The organism is Halomonas sp. KO116 (assembly GCF_000734975.2).
In the GTDB taxonomy this organism is placed as follows: Bacteria; Pseudomonadota; Gammaproteobacteria; order Pseudomonadales; family Halomonadaceae; genus Vreelandella; species Vreelandella glaciei.
Map to the genome: position 1 here is coordinate 3567613 of NZ_CP011052.1, position 25203 is coordinate 3592815.

Annotated in this window: 23 protein-coding genes; 13 read left to right on the forward strand and 10 right to left on the reverse strand. The window is 55.1% G+C overall.

Going from position 1 to position 25203, the window contains the following annotated elements; translation table 11 throughout:
- Positions 1-31: 31 nt before the first annotated feature.
- The 6 genes from deoC (at position 32) to KO116_RS16445 (ending at position 5871) form a co-directional block, all read left to right on the forward strand.
- Positions 32-829: a deoxyribose-phosphate aldolase gene (gene deoC, locus KO116_RS16420; protein WP_035559316.1), complete on the forward strand. Its 798-nt coding sequence runs from the start codon at positions 32-34 to the stop codon at positions 827-829.
- Positions 829-2184 (forward strand): thymidine phosphorylase, encoded by a 1356-nt coding sequence (gene deoA, locus KO116_RS16425; protein WP_035559313.1) that lies wholly within the window; start codon positions 829-831, stop codon positions 2182-2184. Before deoC ends, deoA begins: the two co-directional genes overlap by 1 nt.
- Entirely contained in the window at positions 2181-3425 is a 1245-nt protein-coding gene (locus KO116_RS16430; RefSeq protein ID WP_035559310.1) for a phosphopentomutase, read from the forward strand. The genes deoA and KO116_RS16430 overlap by 4 nt, the downstream gene beginning before the upstream one ends.
- 29 nt (positions 3426-3454) lie before the next feature.
- Positions 3455-4180, forward strand: a complete 726-nt coding sequence (gene deoD, locus KO116_RS16435; protein WP_035559306.1) for a purine-nucleoside phosphorylase — start codon at positions 3455-3457, stop codon at positions 4178-4180.
- 12 nt (positions 4181-4192) lie between these two features.
- Entirely contained in the window at positions 4193-4612 is a 420-nt protein-coding gene (cdd, locus tag KO116_RS16440; protein ID WP_035559303.1) for a cytidine deaminase, read from the forward strand.
- A 134-nt stretch (positions 4613-4746) separates the two neighbouring features.
- A complete protein-coding gene (locus KO116_RS16445; protein WP_035559300.1) occupies positions 4747-5871 on the forward strand; it encodes an aminotransferase class V-fold PLP-dependent enzyme in 1125 nt (374 codons plus the stop codon).
- A gap of 70 nt (positions 5872-5941) precedes the next feature.
- Here the strand turns inward: KO116_RS16445 and KO116_RS16450 are convergent, their stop codons facing one another.
- The 3 genes from KO116_RS16450 to KO116_RS16460 form a co-directional block, all read right to left on the reverse strand.
- Positions 5942-6631: a CBS domain-containing protein gene (locus KO116_RS16450; protein WP_035559297.1), complete on the reverse strand. Its 690-nt coding sequence runs from the start codon at positions 6629-6631 to the stop codon at positions 5942-5944.
- Positions 6632-6844: 213 nt separating this feature from the next.
- The gene (locus tag KO116_RS16455; protein WP_035559294.1) at positions 6845-8293 is read right to left on the reverse strand and encodes a hypothetical protein; all 1449 of its coding nucleotides are present in this window, start codon (positions 8291-8293) and stop codon (positions 6845-6847) included.
- A 332-nt stretch (positions 8294-8625) separates the two neighbouring features.
- Positions 8626-11130, reverse strand: a complete 2505-nt coding sequence (locus tag KO116_RS16460) for a mechanosensitive ion channel family protein (protein WP_035559291.1) — start codon at positions 11128-11130, stop codon at positions 8626-8628.
- A 143-nt stretch (positions 11131-11273) separates the two neighbouring features.
- Here KO116_RS16460 and KO116_RS16465 point away from each other — a divergent pair, with 143 nt between their 5' ends.
- Both KO116_RS16465 and KO116_RS16470 read left to right on the forward strand, forming a co-directional pair.
- Entirely contained in the window at positions 11274-12284 is a 1011-nt protein-coding gene (locus KO116_RS16465; protein WP_035559288.1) for an amidoligase family protein, read from the forward strand.
- 70 nt (positions 12285-12354) lie between these two features.
- Positions 12355-13053: a gamma-glutamyl-gamma-aminobutyrate hydrolase family protein gene (locus tag KO116_RS16470; RefSeq protein ID WP_035559285.1), complete on the forward strand. Its 699-nt coding sequence runs from the start codon at positions 12355-12357 to the stop codon at positions 13051-13053.
- On the opposite strand, the gene tpx is transcribed toward KO116_RS16470, so the two are convergent.
- Positions 13036-13536, reverse strand: a complete 501-nt coding sequence (gene tpx / locus KO116_RS16475) for a thiol peroxidase (protein WP_035559281.1) — start codon at positions 13534-13536, stop codon at positions 13036-13038. The genes KO116_RS16470 and tpx overlap by 18 nt on opposite strands.
- Positions 13537-13672: 136 nt before the next feature.
- Here tpx and KO116_RS16480 point away from each other — a divergent pair, with 136 nt between their 5' ends.
- Entirely contained in the window at positions 13673-14389 is a 717-nt protein-coding gene (locus KO116_RS16480; protein WP_035559278.1) for a glutamine amidotransferase, read from the forward strand.
- Positions 14390-14395: 6 nt separating this feature from the next.
- Here KO116_RS16480 and nfi read toward each other — a convergent pair whose 3' ends face one another.
- The 3 genes from nfi to KO116_RS16495 all read right to left on the reverse strand — a co-directional run bounded on the left by nfi (position 14396) and on the right by KO116_RS16495 (position 17217).
- Positions 14396-15079, reverse strand: coding sequence for a deoxyribonuclease V (nfi, locus tag KO116_RS16485; protein ID WP_035559275.1), 684 nt, complete (start codon positions 15077-15079; stop codon positions 14396-14398).
- A 143-nt stretch (positions 15080-15222) separates the two neighbouring features.
- Positions 15223-16938 carry a DEAD/DEAH box helicase gene (locus KO116_RS16490; RefSeq protein ID WP_035559272.1) on the reverse strand — a complete coding sequence of 572 codons (1716 nt, stop codon included), beginning with the start codon at positions 16936-16938 and terminating at the stop codon, positions 15223-15225.
- 90 nt (positions 16939-17028) lie between these two features.
- Entirely contained in the window at positions 17029-17217 is a 189-nt protein-coding gene (locus KO116_RS16495; RefSeq protein ID WP_035559269.1) for a hypothetical protein, read from the reverse strand.
- A gap of 252 nt (positions 17218-17469) precedes the next feature.
- On the opposite strand from KO116_RS16495, the gene KO116_RS16500 reads away from it, so the two are divergent.
- Both KO116_RS16500 and KO116_RS16505 read left to right on the forward strand, forming a co-directional pair.
- Positions 17470-17667 (forward strand): CsbD family protein, encoded by a 198-nt coding sequence (locus KO116_RS16500; RefSeq protein WP_008957698.1) that lies wholly within the window; start codon positions 17470-17472, stop codon positions 17665-17667.
- A 103-nt stretch (positions 17668-17770) separates the two neighbouring features.
- Positions 17771-18253, forward strand: coding sequence for a PRC-barrel domain-containing protein (locus KO116_RS16505; protein ID WP_035559266.1), 483 nt, complete (start codon positions 17771-17773; stop codon positions 18251-18253).
- A gap of 93 nt (positions 18254-18346) precedes the next feature.
- Here KO116_RS16505 and KO116_RS16510 read toward each other — a convergent pair whose 3' ends face one another.
- Positions 18347-19339, reverse strand: coding sequence for a glutathione S-transferase family protein (locus KO116_RS16510; protein ID WP_035559263.1), 993 nt, complete (start codon positions 19337-19339; stop codon positions 18347-18349).
- Between the two features lie 92 nt (positions 19340-19431).
- Positions 19432-20355, reverse strand: coding sequence for a LysR family transcriptional regulator (locus KO116_RS16515; RefSeq protein WP_035559260.1), 924 nt, complete (start codon positions 20353-20355; stop codon positions 19432-19434).
- A 437-nt stretch (positions 20356-20792) separates the two neighbouring features.
- Between KO116_RS16515 and KO116_RS16520 the strand changes: the two genes are divergently transcribed.
- The gene (locus tag KO116_RS16520) at positions 20793-22520 is read left to right on the forward strand and encodes a peptidoglycan DD-metalloendopeptidase family protein (protein WP_035559258.1); all 1728 of its coding nucleotides are present in this window, start codon (positions 20793-20795) and stop codon (positions 22518-22520) included.
- 87 nt (positions 22521-22607) lie between these two features.
- Here KO116_RS16520 and KO116_RS16525 read toward each other — a convergent pair whose 3' ends face one another.
- On the reverse strand, positions 22608-24248 hold the full coding sequence (locus KO116_RS16525) for a L,D-transpeptidase family protein (protein ID WP_035559255.1): 1641 nt from the start codon (positions 24246-24248) through the stop codon (positions 22608-22610).
- Between the two features lie 106 nt (positions 24249-24354).
- Between KO116_RS16525 and KO116_RS16530 the strand changes: the two genes are divergently transcribed.
- Complete coding sequence (locus KO116_RS16530; RefSeq protein WP_035559253.1) at positions 24355-25074, forward strand: murein L,D-transpeptidase catalytic domain family protein; 720 nt, start codon at positions 24355-24357, stop codon at positions 25072-25074.
- The last annotated feature ends 129 nt before the right edge of the window (positions 25075-25203 follow it).

Consider the following 25203-nt stretch of genomic DNA (forward strand, 5'->3'; position numbering starts at 1 on the left):
TTTTTATCTTTTACTGATTTGTGAGAACTCCATGACTGCGACCGCCTCCCCCCATATTGCCCAAGCCGCCCGCCAAGCACTCACCCTCATGGATCTAACGAGCCTGAACGATAGCGACACCGACAGCACCATCGAAGCGCTGTGTCAGCAGGTAAAAACGCCCTTTGGCACCCCTGCTGCCGTTTGTGTCTACCCGCAGTTTATCGTTACTGCCCAGCGCGCGCTTACCGCGCATAAGCTCGATAACCAAGTTAAAATTGCCACGGTCACCAACTTCCCCAACGGCGACGACGACATTATGGCTGCCGCCCGTGAAACCCGCGATGCGGTTGCCTCCGGCGCCCATGAAGTTGATGTGGTCTTTCCCTACCGCGCGTTGATGGCAGGCGACGAAGAGACCGGCCTTGAGCTGGTTGAAATGTGCAAAGCGGCCTGCGCTGGCCAAGCGCTGCTCAAAGTGATTATTGAGTCCGGCGAGCTTAAAGAGCCCGCGCTGATTAAACGCGCCAGCGAACTCGCTATTGAAGGCGGCGCTGATTTTATTAAAACCTCGACCGGCAAAGTAGCCGTTAACGCTACGCTGGAAGCCGCCGAGATTATGCTCAAGGCCATCAAGGCCAGTGGCCAAGACGTTGGTTTTAAAGCAGCAGGTGGCGTCAAAACCGCCGAAGACGCGGCGGAATATCTAGCCCTTGCCAACGATATTATGGGCCAAGGCTGGGTAACCCCCGCGCACTTCCGCTTTGGGGCCTCTAGCCTGCTGGGCAATCTGCTAGCTACGTTGACCGGCAGCACCAGCGCGGCACCCCAAGGCCAAGGAGGTTACTAATGTCTGCCAATGTAACCCAACACGCGTTGCTGCCCCAGGAGCTGATTCGCCTTAAGCGTGATAACCAGCTGCTGCCCGCGGAAGAGATCAAAGCGTTTGTGCAGGGCATTGCCGATGACCGCATCAGCGACGCCCAGATTGGCGCCTTCACCATGGCGGTGTTTCTCAACGGCATGAGCCGTGAAGAAGTCGTTGCGCTGACCACCGCGACCCGTGACTCCGGCCATGTGATGCAGTGGAGCGATTTGAACCTGCCTGGCCCGATTGTCGATAAGCACTCCACCGGCGGCGTGGGCGATTTGGTTTCGCTGGTGCTCGGCCCCTGGGTCGCCGCCTGCGGCGCCTTTGTACCGATGATCTCCGGTCGTGGCCTGGGCCACACCGGCGGCACCCTGGATAAGCTCGAATCGATCCCCGGCTACGACCCCTACCCCGCACCAGAGCGCTTCCGCGAGGTGGTGAAATCCACCGGCGTGGCAATTATCGGCCAAACCGGTGATTTGGCACCTGCCGACAAGCGCATCTACGGCGTGCGTGATGTGACCGCCACGGTGGAATCGATTCCGCTGATTACCGCCTCTATTCTAGGCAAGAAGCTGGCCTCCGGGCTGGATGCGCTGGTGATGGACGTTAAAGTCGGTAGTGGCGCTTTTATGCCTACGCCGGAAAAGTCCCGCGAGTTGGCCAAAAGCATCGCCAATGTGGCCACCCAGGCGGGCACGCCCACGACTGCCCTGCTGACCGATATGAGCCAGCCGCTAGCGCCCTGCGCTGGTAACGCCGTTGAAATCGTCGAGACACTGGCCTTGCTGCGTGGCGACCGCCCCAACAGCCGTGTGATGCAAGTCACCCGCGAGCTGGCGGTAGAGATGCTGATCGCCGGCAAGCTGGCTGGCTCACGTGAAGAAGCACTAACTAAGCTTGAGAAAGCGCTGACCTCCGGCGCTGCCGCGGAAGTGTTCGCCCGCATGGTGCGCGAACTCGGCGGCCCCAGCGACTTTATGGAGCGCTCAGATCACTACCTGGCCAAGGCCGACGTGATTAAACCCGTGTATGCCGAGCAAGCAGGTGTGGTCCAGCGCATCGATACCCGCGCTGTAGGCATGAGCGTGGTGGAACTGGGCGGTGGCCGCCTGCGTAACGATGCTAGCGTCGATCACAGCGTTGGCTTCACTAACATCGTCGAAATCGGCGAGAGCGTGGATAGCCAGCGCCCCATCGCCATGGTGCACGCCCGCAGTGACGCCGCCGCCGAGCGTGCCGCCGAGCAGCTGCGCGCGGCGTTTACGATTGGCGAAGGGACGGCCAGCGCCGACACTCTGCTGCAAGACACCTTCCGTGGAGAAGCCTTATGAGCCGCGCGATATTACTGGTACTCGATTCATTTGGGATTGGCGCCGCCCCGGACGCCGCGACCTTCGGCGATGAAGGCTCCGACACCCTGGGCCATATCGCCGCCGCTTGTGCCCGTGGCGAAGCGGATACCGCCAATCGTTCAGGGCCACTCAAGCTGCCCAACATGACCAAGCTGGGGCTGTTTCACGCCCACCGCGATGCCACAGGCAGCGTTGCCGAAGGCGTCACGCTGCCGGAAAGTCTGGAAGGGGCTTACGCCCACGCCAAAGAGATTTCCAGCGGCAAAGATACTCCCTCCGGCCACTGGGAAATTGCCGGTGTCCCGGTGCGCTTTGAGTGGGGCTACTTTCTGGATAAAACCGACAGTTTCCCTCTTGAGCTGCTCGACGCCATCGTCCAGGAAGCCGGCCTCACTGGCGTGATTGGCAACTGCCACGCTTCGGGCACCGAGATCATCGCTCGCCTGGGTGAAGAGCACATAGCCACCGGCAAACCCATCGTTTATACCTCGGCGGATTCGGTGTTTCAGATCGCCGCTCACGAAGAGCATTTCGGCCTTGAACGGCTTTATAAGCTGTGCGAAACCGTCCGCGAGCTGCTAGAGCCTTACAACATTGGCCGCGTCATTGCGCGTCCGTTTATCGGCGAAGACAGTAACACCTTCGCCCGCACCGGCAACCGCCGCGACTACAGCGTTGAGCCGCCCTCGCCCACCGTGCTGCAAAAGCTTGATGATGCCGGCGGTGAAGTGGTCTCGATTGGTAAAATTGCCGATATCTACGCCCACTGCGGCATTACCCACAAGGTAAAAGCCAGCGGCCACGACGCGCTGATGGACGCCACGCTCAAAGAGATCGAGCGCACTGGCCAACGCGACGAAGGCGAGCGCGCCATGATCATGACCAACTTTGTCGATTTTGACTCGGTCTATGGCCACCGCCGAGACGTGCCGGGCTATGCTGCCGCGCTGGAAGATTTCGACGCCAAGCTGCCTAAGCTGCTGGCGGCGCTAAGCGAAGATGATCTGCTGATTCTCACCGCCGATCACGGCTGCGACCCCAGCTGGCACGGCACCGAGCACACCCGCGAGTATATCCCCATCCTGGTACACGGCCCCGGCTTTACTCCCGGCCCGCTGGGCGAGCGCGGCACCTTCGCCGATATTGGCCAAACCCTGGCCGACTTTTTCCTGCTACCGGCAATGGCCGATGGCACAAGCTTTTTACCTGACGCCGCTTAAAAGCTAGCGCCGCTTAAAGGAGACCTTTGATGGCTACCCCACATATTAATGCCGAGATGGGCGATTTCGCTGATACCGTGCTGATGCCCGGCGACCCGCTGCGCGCCAAGTACATTGCCGACACTTACCTGGAGAACGTTCGCCAGGTCAACGACGTGCGCAACATGTTTGGTTATACCGGCACCTATAAAGGCCGCGAGATTTCCGTGATGGGCCACGGCATGGGCATTCCGTCGGTCTCCATCTACGCCAAAGAGCTGATCACCGACTACGGCGTTAAATCGCTGATTCGCGTGGGCTCCTGCGGCGCGGTGCGCGACGACGTTAACGTACGCGATGTGGTCATCGGCATGGGCGCCAGCACCGACTCCAAGGTCAATCGTATGCGCTTTAACGACCACGACTTCGCCGCCATTGCCGACTTTGAACTGACCCAGCACGCGGTTGCCGCCGCCAAGGCTAAAAACGTGCCGGTCAAAGTGGGCAACATTTTCTCAGTGGACCTGTTCTACAACCCGCAAACCGACATGGCTGAAATGCTCAAACGCTACGGCATTGTCGGCGTCGAGATGGAAGCCGCAGGTCTTTACGGCGTCGCCGCTGAGTTCGGCGCCCGCGCCATGACTATCTGCACCGTGTCGGATCACATCCTGAAAGGCGACTCGCTCTCCAGCGCAGACCGTCAAACCACCTTTGACGACATGATGCTGATTGCTTTGGACACCGTGTTACGCGACGACGAAGCCCGCGCTTAAGAGGAAGTTGTGATGAGTCAGCAAACGGATGAAGTATCAGAAGAGATCGTTGAGAAGTTATTCAGCGCGCGGGCTAACGCCTATGTGCCCTACTCCGCGCACCCGGTGGCCTCTGTGATGGTAACCCCTGACGGTCATCAGTTTGCGGGCACTAACGTGGAGGTGGCGCACTACAAAGGTCTCTGCGCCGAAGCTTCGGCCATTTCCGCCATGATCACTGCCGGGCAGCGCCAGCTGGCGACCGTCTACGTGATGGGCCCTGGCGATCACCTCTGCACGCCCTGCGGCGACTGCCGTCAGCGGATTCGTGAGTTCGCGACCCCAGAGACACAAATCAAGGTTCTTTCCGGCAGTGGCGAATTGATGAAAACCTACACCATGGAAACGCTGCTGCCCGACGCCTTTGGGCCAGAGCAGTTGCCGCCACGCTAAGTCAGCCCGCTTGGCTTTCAAAACCAGCCCCACTCGGGCTGGTTTTGTGCATATATTGCTCGTACTCTTAGCAGCCACTGTATATTTTTGATGAAGTGTGCCGATGAGAGCACTGTATTTATTTGGAGAACGCCATGGCTGGTTTACTGCCCAACGTCGACCCTGACGGCTTGCTTGAGTACTCAGTGGTCTACACGGACCGCTCGCTGAACCATATGTCGCAGCAATTTCAAGGTGTGATGCGCGATATATCGGCCACGCTGAAAGAGGTCTACAACGCTCACTCGGCCATCATCGTTCCCGGCAGCGGCACCTTTGGTATGGAAGCCGTCGCGCGGCAGTTTGCCATTGATCAGAAAACATTGGTCATCCGCAACGGTTGGTTTAGCTACCGCTGGACGCAAATTATCGAGATGGGCCGTTTAACCGACCAGCACACGGTGCTTAAGGCGCGACGGCTGAATGCCGATGACTCGCATTCGCCTTTCCAGCCGGTTCCCATTGATGAGGCCGTGGCGCAAATTCGTAGCGAAAAACCCGCCGTGGTGTTCGCCCCGCAAGTCGAAACCTCCGCTGGTTTGCTGCTTCCAGATAACTATATTCAAGCGCTCGCCAAGGCCACTCGCGAGGTAGGCGGCCTGTTTGTGTTAGACGCCATTGCCGCTGGCACCCTGTGGGTGGATATGCAGGCACTGGGCATTGACGTGGTGGTAAGTGCGCCGCAAAAAGGCTGGAGCGGTTCGCCCTGCTGCGCCATGGTCATGCTCTCAGAACGCGCCACGCAGCGCTTGAGTGACACCCAGAGCAACAGCTTTGCCTGCGACCTGGGCAAGTGGCACAGCATCATGCAAGCCTATGAGAACGGCGGGCACGCCTACCACGCCACGATGCCTACCGATGCGCTGCGGCAGTTGCGGGATATCATGCAGGAGACCCGCTCTTACGGCTTTGCCAAGGTGAAAGAGGAGCAGCAAGCGATTGGCCGTGAAGTCCGTGCCATGCTTAAGCGCCACGGTTTTGTGAGCGTGGCTGCGGAAGGCTTTGAAGCACCGGGTGTGGTGGTGTGCTATAGCGACGATAGCGGCTTAGTGGGCAAACTTGCCCAAGCGGGCGTGCAAGTAGCGGGCGGTGTGCCGTTAATGTGCGATGAAGGCGATAACTTCCAAACCTTCCGCATAGGCCTGTTTGGCCTAGATAAGCTGCACCACACAGAGCGCAGCGTGAACAGCTTAGAGCAGGCGATTAAAGCAGTGGTTTAAGAGCGTGTTTAAGAGAGTGCTTAAGAGAGTAAGGAAGGAAAAGCCCGCTATTAAAATAGCGGGCTGAAGGTCACATATACCCCACGCCCCGCGGCATCATCCCTAGATGGTTTTCGACGCGAGTTACCCCAGCCACATTTTCTGCTGCGACCGTCACCGCCTGCTTCTGCTCAAGCGACTCGACCAGCCCCCAGACCTCTACAGCACCGCCATCAACAATCACGCTAATGCCTTCGACTTGTACGCCGGTATTATTCTCAACCTCTTTGAGAATAGCCTCACGAATTTGTCGATCGTCCGAGGGTGACTGAGTCGGCGCTACCGCCGCATTGGCAATTCCTTGCAGCAGATTAGCGCGGCTGACGATCCCCACCAACTTACCTTCACGCACGACGGGTACACGTTTGATGTGGTGCTTTTCCAGCATTCGCGCAATGGTATGCAGTGGCGTGTTCTCTTCCACGGTCAGTGGATCTGGCGTCATCACTTCGTGGGCTTTACGACCATGCGTCTTGACATAGTCGCCAGCATCCTTGCCGCCCGTAAATAGCGATAACCACCATGAGTGACCGTGGTCACTGTCATCTTTTACCCGGCGCATCAAATCGCCTTCACTGACAATGCCGATCACCCGGTGATCGCCATCGACGACAGGCACAGCGCTGATACGGTGTTTAAGCAGCAGTTGCGCAATGTCACGCACTTCCGTATCGGGTCCCACACTCACCACTTTGGGTGTCATGATATCAATAGCTTGCATGGCTCTTCTCCTGGCGCCTAGCCCCCTTTAAATCAGCCTTACGCAACTCGCCCTTGGACTTAAATCTGACACGTTGAGACTGATTCGTTAAGGCTAAGCCGCAGTGGCAGTTCGCCCTGCCTTCTCTTTGAGCCTAGTTCGCTACTGGAAATTTGCCTATGCCGGCTGGCTATCTAAAAGAACGCATTGAGACTAATTTGATCTAGCGCAGCTTTATGCCTGCTTACCGGTTGGTTTGTTCGCCGCTGTGGCACTACTCTCTTCCACTTTCTCCACATCAACAATGCCTGAGCGACTTACCACGACTTTCCAGCGAGCAAGGTAGGGCGTGTCTTCACTGCCCGTTTCACGAATCACCAGATTAAACAGGTGGCGGCGTTCGACGCTTTCACGCACTGCTTGGCCATCTTTAAGCCGATAGATGTGGTGCTTCCCTTTACTCATTAGCCGCGTGAGCATGGAAATATCCAAATTCAGTGTTTCGCGCGTATGCTCATAGCCGCTTAAAAAGCGCGTGGGTGACATACGTGAACTTGAGCGGTAGTGCAGCACTACCTCTTCCCGCTGGGCCACCTTGCGACGGCGCAATTGTTGGATGTCATCACTCAGCGAAGCGAAGCGCTTGTAGTCAAACCACTCCAGCTGGCGACCCACCACGGCATTTCGCGTGGGGTCTAGATACTGGCGACGCCACTTAGGACGGCCTTTGCGCAGCAAGCGCCAAAGGGTATTGCGCAAATCATCCTTAAAAACTTCACGCATGGCGTAGAGCAGCGCCATGGCTAACACGAATAGCGCAGAAAGATCCCCTAACGCGCTACGTAACTGCAGCACGCCTAATGTCACAAACCCCATTACCACCGCCGTGGCCAGGGCTTTGACCGCTTTCTGCTCGCCGCCGCCCAATTCCAATGCCTCTTGCTTTAGCGTAATCGGATGTTCAATCAAACGCCGCAGTAGGCGCATTTTGTTCGACATGCGCGTCGGGTCCGCCATTACTCGCTCGGCGTTGTATTGTTGTTCGCGGCGATGTTCGTCCTCCCGGTGGCACACGCTGATAAAGCGTCGACGAATCTCAGTAAACTCACCACCACGGGGCATATGCGCTACTAACGCCAGTAATTGCTGTTCGGTAAACCAGGAGAGGTAGTTATCAATATTGGCGAAGTATTTTTTGAAGCTTTCGTCATCCGGCTGATTGCGTCGCAGGCGCTTGAGGATTCCGTCACTCAAGTCGATCATTTCATGCAGTTGGTCACGTAAGGCAACCGCACTTTCTTGCTCTTCACTACTCTCTTCCCGCTGTTGTTGGCGGGTATGACGTAACTTATTGGCGCTTACTAACATCGCTTGCGTGGTGCGCTCCATCGCTTCCACGTATTGATAGGCGTATAGGCTCAAACTCAACCGGTAAGAGTCACTCCCCAGGCGATTGCGACTGGCCAACCGACTATGCACCAGTGGCAGCAGGTATTCGTCACTGTAGTAAGTGCGCGATACATGAATGGCGGCATGATAAAAAGCCTCCTCTGAGATAAGCTGAGTACTTAGGCCCAGCTCGCCAGGCACAAAGAGATAGACGTCGAGGTTATGCGACGTCTCTTCCTTGAGCCGACGGGTAAGACGCAGCTGAAAGCTGTTTTTACGCTCAACGTTGATCAACCCACCAATCTCCTACTCCTTTGTCTAACGTGATGATATACCATGGCTAACATAATCATGGCGCTGCACAAGATCACTGCCGCCTCTTCATCTGTGGAGCTAGGAAATGTCCATTGCCCGTTTTTCACCCTTTGAGCTGCTGTTATTAGAGTGATATTGGCAGGTTACGCGCACGCTTAGGACTCAGCCACGGCGCTCACTGGCAAGGCGATGTGGCGAATGACTTTTCGCTGCCTCCCGATCATGCAATCTCGCGTCACGACGAACTGGTTGACCGCGTTAACCACGCGGTCTCTTTGTATAACCGTTGGCGCCGCTTACGCGGGCCGTGGTTACTCATCGCCGTGTTCTCCGCCGGTACTGGCATAGGTATCGGCCTGGGGCTTGCCTTGTGCTGGGGGCTTTTGCCGGTGTGACGCGGCGCGATTAGGCGTTTCATCGTGCTTGCGCGCCTGCTCATCGCGCCGTATTTCTGCCTTGGTTGGGCGGGGTGCCGGCTTCGGTGGTGCGGGTTTCTTATGATCGTCTGTGTTTGTTTCGCTTTCTTGCTCAGCGTCTGACTCACCCTGCTCACTTTCTGGTGCACCATTGTCCAGCGAAAACGACGTGCCCGCAGTCGCCTCCATGCGGTCTTCTGAGCGCGATTCCATACTGATGCTGAGCCGCGGCACACCCAGGTCAATCTCTTGAGCTTCCATGCGCTGTTTGAGCAGCAAGTTAAACGCCCGCGAAACATCCCACTGCATTTCTGGCGCGGTGCGAAAACGCATACGCAGGATGGGACAGCCATCTTCAAATCCCTGAACCCCCTGCATCTCCAGTGGTGACCAGATGTAGTGACGCATCATCGGGTCACGGCGCAGCTCCTGCGCGGTTTCCTGCATCAGCGTAATGGCATCGTCGATTTTCATATCAAACGGAATACGGATACGCATCAACGCAATGCCGAACTGCCGAGACATATTATGAATCGACTCAATGCGGCTAAAGGTAATGATATGCACGATCCCGTCCAAGTCGCGAAGGCGAACCGTGCGCAGCGTCAGCCCCTCGACCGTGCCCATGTGGTTATTGATCTGCACAAAGTCATCTACCGCCAGCGAATCTTCGATCAAAATAAAGATGCCGGTGATTAAATCCTGCACTAATGTTTGGGCACCAAAACCAATCGCTAGACCAATCACACCAGCACCGGCTAACAGCGGTGTCACGTTAACACCCAAGTTCGCCAAGCCGGCGATGACGGCAATAATCAAGATAGTCACAAAGATGACGTTGCGAATCATCGGCGTGATGGTTTGCGCCCGGGCCTGGTTGACCCGCCGCCCCCGCGAGCGTGCCGACGAGGTAAGCGCCCGCTGAATGGCGGTGTCGGCAAAAATCCACACCAGCCACGCCAACAGCACTGTGGCGCCAAGACTGACCAGCGCTTGCCCAATGCGGGCACTGGCGACTGCTTGTTGGCCCAGACCAAAGAACGAACTGCCCCACACTTGCATCGAGAGCTCGGCAAATACCATCCATGCAAAAATATGGGCGAGGACAAAGCCGAAACGCTCTAAGCGTTTGCGGTATTGGCTCTGACGATGACGATGACGGCGCTTGCCCATCCGCTCCGCTTGACGGCGCAGCAGCCCGGTCACTACCAGCGTAAGGACCAGCAGGCTGGCAGAGATAATTGAGCGCGCCAGCGCAGTGCCGACATCGCCAACGGTAATAAAAATCGCCAGTAGTGAACCACTCACCAGTAGCAGCGCGGGAATGTGCCATAGCCCACCCAGCGAGCGGATCATCTCAACCGCAGTGCTGGCGTCACGGCGTTGTTTAAACGGTCGGTTGCAAATCAAATGACGCACAGGGCGTTTGAATTTAAGAATAAACCGCGCTGAAAGCAGCGCCGCCAGCATGTTGGAAAGCACCGAGACCAAGCTCGACAGTTCGCTGCCCAGCATCTCAACCAAGCGGGTTGAGTTGACCGCATCACCAAGCGCAATCAACGCACCAATCACAAACATCCCACGCAGGGCATGCTGCTGAAGTAATTGAACCGCCGTAAACCGGTGGCCGCGACTAAAGAAGGCGATGACCGTTTCAAACACCACCGACAGCGCCCGCCCGCATAGGCAGATATAGGCCACCACCAACACCAGCGTCCGCCCTGGGCTGTCCGGAAGCACTTGTCCAATGCCAAGCGTGAAGGCAAACGCCAACGCCCAGGGCAGCATACGGCGTAAGAAGTGCACAGCCATTAACCAGGCTTTGGGGTCACGAGGCAGATCCAGCGGCCACTCTCGGCGGGTAGCGACCATGCGCCCGAAAGCAATCATTACCACCAGCAGCCCGATCCAAACCAGGGCCAGGACAGCTCCTTCAGCAACCGCACGAATGGCTTCGCCTTGGTCGGCATCGTCGTTCAGGGCGCGTAAATCGTCCGCCCCCTGAACCAGCTGGCGCGCCCATTGGTCAACCGGTGAGTCGCCTGCCTGCGCCTGATCGCCAAGGTCGCTTAGCGTATCGGCGAGGGCACCCAGCAGCCCTTGGCGCACCACGCCCTCGTCTTCGGTGGCAGCATCTGCGGTTACCTGCAGCTCGCGCAGCGACGTGAGCAGCTCAGTGCGCCGCTCCTCGTTTTCAAGCATGGTGATGACATCAGTTAACGAGGCCTGGAACTCTTCGCCGCTGACCTCAACTTCCTGTTCCTCAGAGCCACCCCCCAAACCGGGTATCGACACCACTTGCGCCTGGGCCTGAGTGATTGCCATGCTCGTCAGTACTAGGCTCGCCAATACAAACAAGACAACGCCTATTACCGCGCTAATTAACCAGTGCTGTCGCACGCCTTACTCCTGAATATTAATCTGAATGGCGTCCTGCTTACCGTTTACCGCCGCTTTAGTTTATAGCCCTTAGGAATGCACTCAGCCTCAACGCGTGACTATGATAGGCTGGATGCTTAAACGTTCACCTCAAGGATGCCGAGATGACGCTACAAGCTCCACCTAACCGCTTAAACAGTCATGGGAATATCCGGCAGGTTGGCGTCGAAATTGAATTTGCTGGCCTGCCACCTCGAGACACGGCGATGATCGTACGTGAACTGTTTGGCGGGGAGCTTAACGTGGTAAGCCCTCATCGGCTACTAGTAGAGAATACCCGCTGGGGCGAATTTGGCATTGAACTCGACACTCAGTACGCTCACCCTGACAAAGCCCTACTGGAAGACCCTCACGCTCAAGACAGCGAGTGGGCGCGCCACCAGCACCAACGACGCATCCAGTTCCATCAAAAAACCCGCGAACTGATTGGTGATATGGTCACTGGCCTAGTGCCTACCGAAATTGTTTGCCCGCCGGTGCCCTGGAATGAACTTGAAGATTTAGACGCGCTGTTTGAAGCACTGCGAGAGCACGGCGCCAAGGGCACCGATGCTAGCTTGATGTATGGGTTCGGGTTGCATCTAAACCCTGAAGTAGAGCGCTTTGATGCCGACTATTTGCTTGCCATGCTGCGCGCGTATTTATTACTTGCCGGATGGCTGCGCGATGAAATTAAAGTCGATATTACCCGCGAGGTGCTGCCCCATGCCAACCCCTTTCACAAAGCATACGCGCTAAAGGTCCTGGATAGCCGCTACTCACCTGATCTGGATACCTTGATTGACGACTACCTGCATCATAATCCAACGCGCAACCGTGAGCTGGATATGTTGCCGCTGTTTGCTTATCTGCGCCCTGACCATGGCCATGAGTTGCTACATGCTCAGCTCACGAAACCACGTCCCACTTTTCACTATCGCTTACCCAACGCCCAACTTTCCCAACCGGGTTGGGGCTCGGCAATGGAGTGGAACCGCTGGGTGGAAGTTGAGAAACTTGCCGCTAACTCGGAGGTGCTGCTCGCTCGCTGCGCTGAGTATATTGCCGAACATAACCGACCGATGCTGACCCGCGTAAAAGAAAAACTGGTCCGTTGGCTGCGTCGTGAGCGCTAATTTTTTAATGTCTTATTTTCAACTTCACATTTTTCAACTTTATTTCTTGCCACAGTGAGTAACCACCTGCATGTCTCGGCCGCTTATCGGAATTACCACCTCTGACCGCAAAAGCCACTTAGCATGGTGGTTTGATTGGTTCGCCGTCTGGCGCCATGGCGGCAAACCGCTGCGGTTATCGCCTTCACGCCACCAGCCTGACCATTTAGATGGTTTAATCATTGGTGGCGGAGATGATATTCAGGCCCACCTTTACGGCGGCGAAGTGCAGCTGGATGTACGCCTCGACCCGGCACGGGATGAATTGGAGCTTGCGCTGCTTGAGCGGTTCATTCCGCTGCATACGCCCGTACTGGGTATTTGCCGGGGGGCGCAATTAATCAACGTCCACCTTGGTGGCACTCTAGACCCGGATATTTACACCACACATGAAGGGCTAAAACGACGCCGTACGGTACTGCCGCGCAAAACCGTCGATATTGTCGGCGCGAGTAAGCTACACCGGTTGCTCGGCGTGACATGGTGCCGGGTTAACAGCCTGCACCACCAAGCTGTTTATGGCGCAGGCAGGGGGATAGAAATTGTCGCCCGCGACCGGGACGGCTTGGTACAGGGCATCGAGTCACGTGAACATGAATTTTTGATTGGCGTGCAGTGGCACCCCGAGTGGCTAATTTTCAACCGCCCCCAGCAGCGCTTGATTCGCGCGCTGGTGACGGCTTCACGACGTCATGCTAGAAAACGCCCGCTGTCAGCTCAAGACGGCTAACGCTGCGTCGTAATCTGGTTCGTTTTTCAGCTCGCTGACCAACTCACTGTGTAGCACGCGATTATCGGCATCCAGCACCACCACCGCACGGGCACACAGCCCCTCCATCGAGTTATTACACAACGCCACGCCCCAGACTTCACGAAACTCTGGGTGACGGAAAGTAGACAGCGTTTCAACGTTATCCAGCCCTTCTGCACCGCAAAAGCGTTTGGCAGCGAAGGGTAAATCAGCCGAAACCACCAATACCACGGTGTCAGCAAGGTTAGAGGCCAGTTCGTTAAAGCGACGCGTCGACATCGCGCAGGTAGGCGTATCCACACTGGGAATAATATTAAGCACCTTACGCTTGCCCGCATAGGTCGCAAGCGTAACGTCTTGCAGCTCAGTGTTGGTCAGTGTCATTTCAGGTGCTGCCTGATCTTTAGCAGGCAGTGTGCCAGCCACATCCAGCGGCTCGCCCGCACGGGTAATTTGTTGCATTGTCGTTTCCTTATGTCGTTAATAACGAATGAATTCTTACCATCCAGGAGGCCATGGTAGGCTATCATCATGCCTTTGTGCTCTTCCTGAAAGACCTTTGTTTAACATTTGCGTTTCATCGTACCGAGGGAGTGATATGGCCTGTGTATTAATCGTTAAAACCGGCGATGCTTATCCAGAAGTCGTCGACCAGTACGGCGACTTTGAAACGCTATTTGAAAAGCAGCTAAGTACTGCCTTACCTGCGCATTTAGAGGTGCAGGTATGGGACGCGCAACGCAACCCTACCCCACCCGCTCTAGACACCTTGGCAGGCATACTGATCACTGGCTCGCACAGCATGGTCAGCGATGCAGAACCCTGGAGCGAAGCACTTAAACCATGGCTGCAAGACGCGTTGGCAAACGATATGCCCATGCTGGGCGTTTGCTATGGCCATCAACTCATGGCCGCCGCTTTTGGCGGTGTCAGCGATTACCACCCAGCAGGCCGCGAGTCGGGTACTCATACGGTGCGACTGACGCTGGCTGGCCGACAAGACCCGCTATTTAGTCAGTTACCGGAAAGTTTTGCGGCACACCTTTCCCATGCGCAGTCGGTCATGCAGGCGCCTCACGGCTGCACTGTGCTGGCCCACAATAGCCACGACGCCCATCAAGCGCTGCGCTATGGCCCGCGCCAATGGAGCGTACAGTTCCACCCTGAGTTCAGCGTGCCCGTCATGCGCGCCTATATAGAGCGCCAACGCGCTATCTTGCGCGACCAGGGTGAGAACCCTGCAAGCCTATCAGCGAAGGTGACTGATGCATCAGACGCAGCGAGCCTGCTCACGCGCTTCCTCGCGTTTGTATAGCCCCGATTAACGCTGATCTCGCCGCGACGCTAAGCGATCGGCAAGCCGTGTAGGTTCAGGCAGTTTGGTACGCCCTAAACAGCGCATCACCCAGGCAAGCGACGTTTCCAGGGTGATGCGATGCCCTGGTGACACATACACCGGTTTTACCTTGGCACGAGAGCGCAGCACGGCCCCAATAGTTTCTTGCCCCGCGTAAAGCGGCACCCAGTCTCCGCGCTGCTCGCCCACCTCAGCGTGTTTGCCATATAGGCGTGATTTGGCAATCCCAATAGTGGGTAAATCCAGCCACAGCCCTAAATGCGCCGCCACCCCTAAGCGCCGTGGATGGGCAATTCCCTGCCCGTCGACCATGACCAGTTCAGGCAACACGCTGAGCTTTTCAAACGCCCCCAGCGCCGCCGGAATTTCACGAAACGAGAGCAGGCCAGGAATATACGGCATGCGGGTGGGCTCACGATGAACCACTTGTTCCACCACGTTTAAACTGGGCGCGGTAGCAGGGTCCCACTCCAGCAACACTACGGCTGCCCGGGTTGTTTCGCCGCCATCTTCAAAACCGATATCCACTCCCGCTATATGCTTCACAGAGGCCAAGCGGTCGGATATTTCCAACCCCTTCGCCAACTGTGTCTGTAACGCCCTCGCTTCCCTAGGTGCTAAATTCCATTCGTGTAGCGGTGCAGACATGTCATCCTCCCTGACAATAAATAATCCAATGAATGAAGAGTAAGGTAGCAAAAAAACGCCCCCGCACCAGTAAAGGAGCGGGGGCGTTTGAGATTTTCTCAGTGGCCGCTTGGCGGCAGCTGATTAATCCTTACGTCGAAGGCTTAAGCACGTTCGCGACGACGAACCGGCGCATCGCCTTCGTCACGACGGCGGCGCGGAGCGCGCTCAGCCGGGGCGCTGTCTTCGCTGATTTCCAACGGACGACCGGCCACACGGGCACGTGCCATCTTGGTCAGAATCGTTGCGGGCAAGCCGCTCGGCAGTTCGACTACAGAGAACGCGTTGCGGATATCGATACGACCGATACGCGCGCCTTCAATGCCGCCTTCGTTGGCAAGAGCGCCGACTAACTGACCCGGCTTCACGCCATCTTTATGACCTACGGAGACGCGGTAGCGCGTCATACCTTCGGTCGGGCCGCTAGTGCGTTCACGACGGGCACCCGGCTTACCAGCAGGAGCGCCATCACGCGAGGGCTTCTCTTTACGCGGTGCCTGTAGGCGACCAATCGGCGGCTCATCAGCACGCGCCATCGCGGCAAACGCACAAGTTAGCTCGATCGGGTCATGGCCTTCTTCGATCAGACGCTCAATCAGAGCACGCTGCTCTTCGGCGCCTTTCGTCAAGGAGGCAATCACGCGCTCATGGAAGACTTCATCGCGATGAGCACGAATAGCGGCTTCATCAGGCAGCGGCATTTCGGTCATTTTCTGGCCGGTTGCCTGCTCCATCCAACCCACTTTGCGCGCTTCACGGAAGCCAGCAAAGGTAATCGCGATACCGCTACGACCCGCACGGCCCGTACGACCAATACGGTGCGTGTAGGCTTCTGCATCTTGCGGCAGATCGTAGTTAATAACGTGCGTAATACGCGATACGTCAAGACCACGGGCGGCTACGTCGGTGGCGATCAGTACGTCGACTTTGCCACGCTTCAAGCGCGTAATGGTACGCTCACGCAGGCTCTGGTCCAGATCACCGGACAGGCCAGCGGCGTTAACACCACGGGCAGTCAGCTGCTCAACTAGCGTGGTACAAGCGGCACGGGTACGCACAAAGACGATAGCGCCATCGACCGGCTCGACTTCAAGAATACGCGCAACGGCTTCAAGCTTAGCGCCACCATCAACACGTACAATGCGCTGTTCGATGTTTTCGCCGGTAGTGGTACCTGACTCGATCGCCACTTTTACCGGGTTAACCAAATAGCGGTTAACGATGCGTTCAATTTCAGCCGGCAGCGTGGCCGAGAAGAACACACGCTGAGCATCTTTCGGGGTATCGGCAACCACGCGTTTTACGTCGTCGATAAAGCCCATGCGCAGCATTTCATCAGCTTCGTCCAGCACTAGAGCGGACAGGCCATCAAGCTTCAGGCTACCGCGATCCAGGTGGTCGATAATCCGGCCTGGGGTACCGACAACCACTTGCGCGCCACGCTTAAGGGCGCCCAGCTGTTCACGGTACTCTTGGCCACCACATAGGGTCGCCACTTCGAGACCTTTCAGGTTTTGACCATACTTACTAAACGAGGCAGCTACTTGCTGAGCCAATTCGCGCGTTGGCGCCATTACCAACACTTGCGGCTCGCGGCGAGTCAGTTCTAAACGTGACAGTAACGGTAATGCAAACGCTGCAGTTTTACCGGTGCCGGTTTGTGCTTGGCCCAGCATATCGCGGCCTTCAAGCAGCGCAGGGATGGTTTGCGCTTGAATCGGCGAGGGAACTAAATAGCCCTGTGATTCAACAGCAGAAAGAACAGCAGGCAAAAGAGCCAGGTCGCCGAAGCTCGGCGAGGCGACAGAAGTCGAGGTCATTAATCACACCTTGGTAGGCCGGTAAGTACCGGCAAAAAACATCATAAGCGTCCCTGACTCTGTTAGCGCATAACGACATGCATGTAGTCGTTATCGAAAACAGGCACCGCCGTAGCGGTCATAGCCATCAATGGAGTCGGAGACGCCGGTCGCACCTAGCATCCGGTTGGCAAACACCGCATTCGCGGGCCAACCGTTGTGGCGACCTTCTGCGCCGATTTCACCCGTGTGGTGAAATACTGGAGGCGCGCCATCTACACAGCAATGAACATCTAGCAATTGGCGAGATGTTCCCGCAAGCGATACTGCTGATAACTATTAATCACTACTCATTAATAACTATGCAAGTAAACGCTCACCGTCGTGATGGAGGGGTCAGCACATGCGAGGAGCGCGCATCCTAACATCGCATTTTGCTTCTGACCAGCACTTTTAACTTACACCATACTGAATCATGGACTTGCGCTCATGCAGATATGGTCTAACCTAGAAAGTACCTAATCAAGTTCACTACCCTCAAGGAGCGATGCAATGAACTGGGATCAGATTGAAGGCAAATGGACAGAAATGAAGGGCAAGGCTCGCTCTAGCTGGGGTGAGTTTACCGATGATGAACTGGATCAGATTGGCGGTAAGAAAGACCAGTTAGTCGGCAAGCTTCAGCAAAAATATGGCCTTGAGCGTGAAGAAGCAGAGCGTCAGGCAGACGACTGGGCTGATAAGCAGTAAATCTATATTTGCAAAACCTGTATTTGCAGTACCTGTATTTACAGGAAAGTTTTCAGTAAACATTTTTTATTGATCATTTATCGTAGCCACATGGAGAGATGCTATGCGTAAGACAATCCTCACAACAGCGATTGGCACTGCCCTACTAGGAAGTTTTGCTATCGGCGCTCATGCGTCAAATGAGCCGCAAGGAATGTACTCTGCCGATGACATCCTTGATGCAGAGGTCTACTTTGCCGGCGGTTCCGATGAAGAAATTGGTGATGTAGATGACATCTTGTTTGATGAAGAGATGCGTATTAATGCGATCGTGATCGAAAGTGGCTCAGTGCTTGGCCTAGGTGGCCGCGAGATTGTTGTAGGCACTGATTACTTCACTCTCGAAACTGATACGGAAGATGACGGTGACACTGAGCACCGCATTATGGTCGAAGCCAGCCAGGAAGAAGTCGAAGCCTTCCCCGCTTATGACAACGATTGGTGGGAGCAAACCAAAGCCAATGCCCGTGATGCTTGGCAAACAACCCAAGAAGGTGCTGAAAGTGCTTGGCAGCGTACCCGTGAAGCAGTAAATGCTGACGAGTAATGGTTAGAAGCTATCGTTAGATTGACTGAAGAGCGAAGTTTAAAGGGCCGCCTAAATAGGCGGCCCTTTTTGATGCTAATTGTTTGTGGTGGCCTATTTGCGTCGTACGCCCTGCCCCGGCAAACGCTCACGGTCATGAGCACGCTCAAAATCAAGCAGCGGGCCTGCTGGCACAATCCGCGTCGGGTTAATCGTGTCGTGGCTATAATAGTAGTGGCGTTTGATATGATCCATATTGACGGTCTCCGCCACACCGGGCCACTGATAGATTTCTCTCACGTAATTGGAAAGATTGGGATAGTCTTCAATACGCTTAAAATTGCATTTGAAATGGCCGTAATAAACTGCATCGAAACGTATCAACGTGGTAAACAGACGAATATCGGCTTCGGTCAACCATTCACCTGCCAAGTATCGCTTCTCAGCTAAACGCGCCTCCATACGTTCCAAAGCGTCAAAGAGCGCTTTCACGTGTTTTTCGTATACCGCCTGCTCGGTAGCAAAGCCCGATTTATAAACCCCATTATTAATGTGGTCATAAACATCAGCGTTAACGTCATCAATCACGCTGCGTAGGTCTTCCGGGTAAAGATCCAAGTCGTTGCCGGTCAGTTCATCAAACGCATGATTAAACATACGCATCAGATCGGCAGACTCATTATTCACAATGGCACTACGCTGCTTGTCCCATAGCACAGGCACCGTGACGCGGCCGGTATAGTGCGGATCGGTTTTGGTGTAAAGCTGATGATGGAAGTCCACATCGTTAATCGGGTCACCACTAGCGCCTTCACCCTGGTGGTAGGTCCAGCCTTGGTCGAGCATTAGTGGGCTGACATGGGAGGTGCCTATCAGCGGCTCCAACCCTTTCAGTTTGCGCATGATCAGTGTTCGATGCGCCCAAGGGCACGCAAGCGATACATATAAATGGTAGCGATCTTTTTCTGCAGGATAACGGTCGCCATCTGTTTCGGGCTCGGCGCCCACCCAGTCGCGTAATTGGGCGGATTCACGCACAAACTCGCCGCCGTGCTTTTTTGTGTCATACCACTGGTCTTGCCATTTACCATTAACGAGCAGTCCCATTGGGCGTCTCCTGAAAGTCTTTCGGGTGCTTGGCTAGATGCCTTACGCTTTTTTCAGCATACCCCCGCCTCAAGGATGCTCAAGCGGATGTTTTACGCCTTTTCGTTCGAGTGAATCGAATCATGCTGGGCACACTCGCTAATTACTGCCTGTTTTAATGCAGCGGCCATCGCATGAGCCGCAGGCCCTGCCCGGTCTCGGTCGCGGAAAATCAACTGAATCGGCACTTCACGAATACCGCCTGCAGGTAACGGCAATACCTTTAATTGGCCGTTTTTTAACTCCTCACCAATACGTGTTTCTGGCATCCAAGCAAATCCCAATCCACGCCGCAGCATATCAAGCGATGTATTGAGATGAGTAACGGTCCATCGCTGCTCTGCTTTTAACCAGCCCGCGTTGGTTGATTGACGCAGCGCTGAGTCGCGTACAACCAACTGGCGGTGTTGAGCGAGGTCTCGCAGATCCAACGAGCGGCCCAACTGATGCAGGGCATGTTGAGGATGCGCAACCGCCACAAAGCGAACCGTTACCAGCGGTTCGCCCAAAAAACCTTGCGCCTCAATGCCGGAGACCACCAAGTCTGCGCGGCCATCGTAGAGCATTTCAATGCCCCCATTGAGCACACTTTCGTGCAACTGAACACGCACCTGAGGATACGTTTCAGAAAAGCGCTCGAGCGCCTTGGCTTGAGCACCCGTTGGAAATACCTGATCAATGGCCACCACTATTTCTGCTTCTAAGCCGGCGGCTAGCCTGGTAGCCACATCTTCAAGCGAGGCTGCGCTTTCGATTAACTGGCGCGCACGACGAAGCAACAGCTCACCCGCTTCAGTTAAGCGTACTTGGCGGCCAATGGGTTCCAGCACCTGAACGCCTAGCTGCTCTTCTAATTTATGCACGGCATGGTTGAGCGTAGAAGGGCTTTTATGTACGGCTTCTGCCGCTCGCGCGAAGCCACCATGGTCAACCACGGCAGCCAACATTTGCCATTGTGAAAGTGTTACCCGGGACATTTCGATTTCCTCAACGCAATACAGCGGAACAATGCGCTTATTATTCGAAAAAACATGACTAGAATGCCAGGAAACAGTCATCAATGCCGCCTATGTGTATAAAAAGCCTGTTACTCCTCTATAAGTAATGGGTATTGAAAAGTTTGAACACTCGGATGCTATATAAATATTAGACACTTGCTATATTTATGCTTTAGAAAAATCAGTTTTCGTCTATGATTGGTACAGAGTATGTAGTTAGCCTGCTTTTTCAGTTACATTTGTTAGCAAACGGTGTTTATAAATAGTAATCTTTGTCTATTGTTGCCATAATTCTTTTTAATTAAATTTTATGTATAGACATACAGTCTATTCACCCTTGCCCTCATGGGGTATGGTTCCTGGGTTTATGCGCTTAACTGTTGCTTTTAATCACGAACTCGGCGGTCCATTTACCCATGTTGCGAATCCTTTATTCGCTGCCCCGCACGCACAAATTATTACTGTTACCTGTGGCCACTATGGTCACTGTGCTGGGCACACAGAAGTTACTGACGACATACCAAGATCTAAATCAATCACACACACCGCTTGAAAGCGTGCTGGTTCCGCTTCCTAGCGATTCTACTCCGGGGGTCCCTTCCCTGCGTCAAGAACGCACGCCGGTAGCAGAAGCGATCGATCGCGCTTCACGCGCCCTCGACGCCACCCGCGACAATATTCCTCTCAGCGAATTAACCGCCACCGAGATCGTTGATCTCGATATGAACGTTATCTCCAGTGCACAAGCAGACATGGCCGGACAAGCCGCCTTGGGCGACGAAGTAACGGTACTTAATGCCGCAGCCCTGGATGCGCCTGCTCTTGATATCGCAACGCTAAGTAGCGCAGGGCTTGATGACGGCGCATTGCATATGGCGATTGTGCTGGGCACCCTCTCCAGCGGTATGCTGGATGCAGACGACGCTTCATCAGTTGAAATTGCCGATGCCACTTCTTATGAGGATTACGGTGTTGAGCTATTTGGTGACATCTCATTTCTGGATTTAGAACTGGCAGCTGAAGAGCCGTTTGTTCCTGAGTGGGAAACGCATATCGTCGAATCTGGCGAAACGTTCGCTTTGCTGGCACAAAATGAATTAGGCCTTGGGTACAGCGAAGTGTTGGCCCTGCTTGAGGATTTGCCCGACCAACGCATGCTAACCAACTGGCGCGCCGGACACAGCTTTGATTACCAGCTAGACGAAGATGGGCGTTTACTTTCCTTACGCATGATGAAAAATACCCGTGACGGTATTTTATTGGAGCGTGATGCAAACCACTTCGCTATCACCACTATTGAGCGGCAAGGTGAACCTGTTCAACGCCTTTATGCCGGTAGCGTCAGCGGTAGTTTTGCACGCTCCGCCCAGGCAACAGGCCTGAACAGCGGCTCGGTAACGGAACTAACAAAGCTGCTCGAAAAGAAACTCGATTTTCGGCGTGACAGCCGCCGCGGTGATCGCTTCCAGGTTCTAGTCGAGTCAGACATGATCGATGGGGAAACGCTTGATTCTCGCGTACTCGCGGTGCAATACGACGGCGAACGCATGGACTTAACCGTAGTGCGCAATGCCAACGACGATAACTTCTATACGCCTGGGGGCGGAAGTTTGGATCCCGCCTTTGCCCGCCACCCGTTTGAAGGCAGCTATCGGTTAAGCTCGGGCTTCAATCCACGCCGGAAACACCCGGTGACTGGCCGCATTAGCCCCCATAACGGAACCGACTTTGCTATGCCCATTGGCACGCCGGTAACGGCTCCCGCCAATGGTGTTGTTGAGCGCGTCAGCAACCATCACGCCGCAGGACGCTATATTGTCGTCCGTCATGACAATGGCTACCGGACGCGCTACCTGCACCTCTCCCGGCCGTTGGTGAAGCAAGGTGAACGCGTGACCATGGGCGAGCGTATTGCACTGTCTGGCAACACAGGCCGTAGCACCGGCCCACACCTGCACTATGAAGTCATCGTTAACAACTCACCGGTGAATGCGATGACCGTCCCCCTACCCGAGAACACCAGTTTGAGCGGCGACACGCTTATTGCGTTTCAGAACCAAGCAGCGCCAATATTAGCCACACTGGAAAGCGGCGAAACAGGGCCGGTTAGCGTGGCTAATTATCAGCAGGAAAGCGACGACTAGCGACCGCTTCATAGCCACCGGATACTCAAACGCAAAACACCGCCACTAGGCGGTGTTTTGCATTGACTTACGCTATTTTTCACCTATCTAAACTGGCCGCTGCAGCGCGGCCAGTAGCGCTGCATCACGGCGGTAGATATCAGGCCTAAACTCCACTTCACCTTCCGCATTCGGCCATGCGGTTAAATAATGCAGTGCAATGGGTATACGCTGGGATAAGCTCACATTACGATCACTCCCTCCATTTAACAGGGTGCTAAATTGGTAACGGCTGCCGGTATCTTGCAACAGCATCTGCGCCAGTTCAGCCACACCCTCTACCCGCACACAGCCTGAACTGAGTGCGCGCTGGTTACGCTGAAATAGCCCTCGGGCGGGGGTGTCGTGCAAATAGATCATGTCATTGTTAGGAAACCGTATCACGACACGACCAAGCGGGTTACCCGAGCCTGCCACTTGGCGCAGCATCACGCCGCCAGGGCGCTGCCAATCGATCTCTTCTGCCACCATCGGCTCGCCGGAAGGACTAATCACTCGAATATTTTGGCGCGCCAAGTAATTGATATCCGCCCGCACGCGAGGCAGTACATCCTCACGCATGATTGTCGGCGGGATGGTCCAGGATGGATTAATCGTTAAATGGCTGATAGTAGAGTGGATGATCGGCGTTTCACGACGCGGCGAGCCGACGACCACTCGGGCATCCCAGTGCTCGCCGTTAGGGCGTACATAGTGCATTCGGTAACCGGCTATATCGACCCACACTCGCGGCTCGGCAGACTGCATCGGGCGGATCCACCGCGCGCGTTCTAAATTGACCCGCAGTTGGTCGATTCGCGCCGACACCGGCGTATTTAACGCCAGCCGGGTCTGTTCACCCACCACACCATCTTCCTGTAGTAAATGGCGGCGCTGAAAACGCTTCACAGCGGATTCAAGTGGCGCATCAAACACGCGCTGATTAGACGCTGCTTGCACATCAATTAGCGGATAAGCCCTGCTATCAGCCACCATCAAATCCGTTTCACCCCAGAGTGCCAAACGCTGGCGCAGCACAATAACATCGTCGGCTTCATCCCCCGGCCGAAGTGACTCCTCCCTGGCGGCTAAGTAGGGTGCGCTGCCCAGGTTTGCCAACTGGTAATGTTGCTTTAGGGTGTCACGCAATTGCTGATATTCACCTGACGAAGGCCTGGCCAGCGCGGTGGCATTATCCAGCGCACGATCTTCAACGGCATGTACAACACGTAGCAGCGAGTAGTCGCTTTCTGGTCGCGGCGCGTCCCACTGTGGCTCTACGTCTCGCGGATTCACCTTACCGCGCTCTAAATGATCGAGCGCCAGCAACAGCGAGTGAGTGGCTTTGATATCAAACGAGGCCTGTGCGGCATCATCACCCGACTGACTACGCTGAAACTCACCAAGCAACGTATCAGCGTCATAATCTGTCGGCACCAAGCCATCGTTTTCCAAACTGTTTAGCGCCTCGACCAGTGACTCAACTGCAGCCGCTGCCTGCCACACGGGCTGACCATCACTTAGTTGATAAAACTCAGTAATAGGAAGTTGTCGCGCGTCTGCGGAGCTTAATTGTTGAGCTATCGCCTGCTGCAATGAATCTGAGGCTGAATCCGCATATACAGGGCTGATGCCTAAAGGGCCGTAGGTAAGCGTTAGACACAGAGCGCTCCCTATCGCCCATCGTCTTAGTGGCTGTCTCTCGTTCATCACCCTCTCCTTGCGTTACTATAATCTTCCACATCGCCGACTCTGTTTTTTTATATTAGTCGGCTAATTTTCATAATGACTGATATTGCAGGTAGGATCGACTTTTATGGCTCTTCGTTTAAATGTTGCCACGTTATTATTTTCTCTACCTTTTACATTATTTACATTACCGCTACACGCCGCCAGTTTCTTTGCCCAAGTTGAATCTACACCACCACGCGGCGTACTGCCTTTACATCACCAGTTATTGCAACTCGCCCCCCAGGCAACGCCCGAGGCATTGCGTTTGGCCGCTCAGGCACTCAATTGTGCCGATCCCACTGCCGAGCGCCTTGCAGTCATTGACTACTCGCTGCCGTCTACCGAACCACGCCTATGGGTATTTGATTTACGTCAGCATGAATTGCTCTTTGAGGAGCTGGTTTCTCATGGACAAGGGTCTGGCGATGCCCAGGCCGAGACATTTTCCAACACGCCTGATAGCCACCAATCCAGCATTGGCCTATTTCGTACCATGAATAGCTATTACGGCCGCAACGGCTATTCGCTGCGTCTGGAAGGCCTTGAACCTAACGTCAACGACCTAGCATTCGAGCGCGCCATTGTGATCCACGGTGCTGACTATGTGAGCGATGCGTTCATTACCCAAACGGGGAGATTAGGCCGTAGCCATGGTTGCCCCGCAGTACGTGAAGACGTTACTTACCCACTGATTGATAGCCTGAAAGAAGACCAATATGTATTTGCTTATTATCCTGATGCCGAGTGGCTTGCCACCTCAGCGTTTCTAGGCTGCACAGCCGCCGCTCAACTTGCCCGTCGCTGATGCTATCCAAACGCTTAGCTATTCCGACGTTGAGCTATTCCGACGTTGAGCTATTCCGACGTTGAGCTATTCTATCTTTTAGCTATCCTGGCTTTTAGCTACCCAGTCTTTTAGCTATCTAGCCTCTTA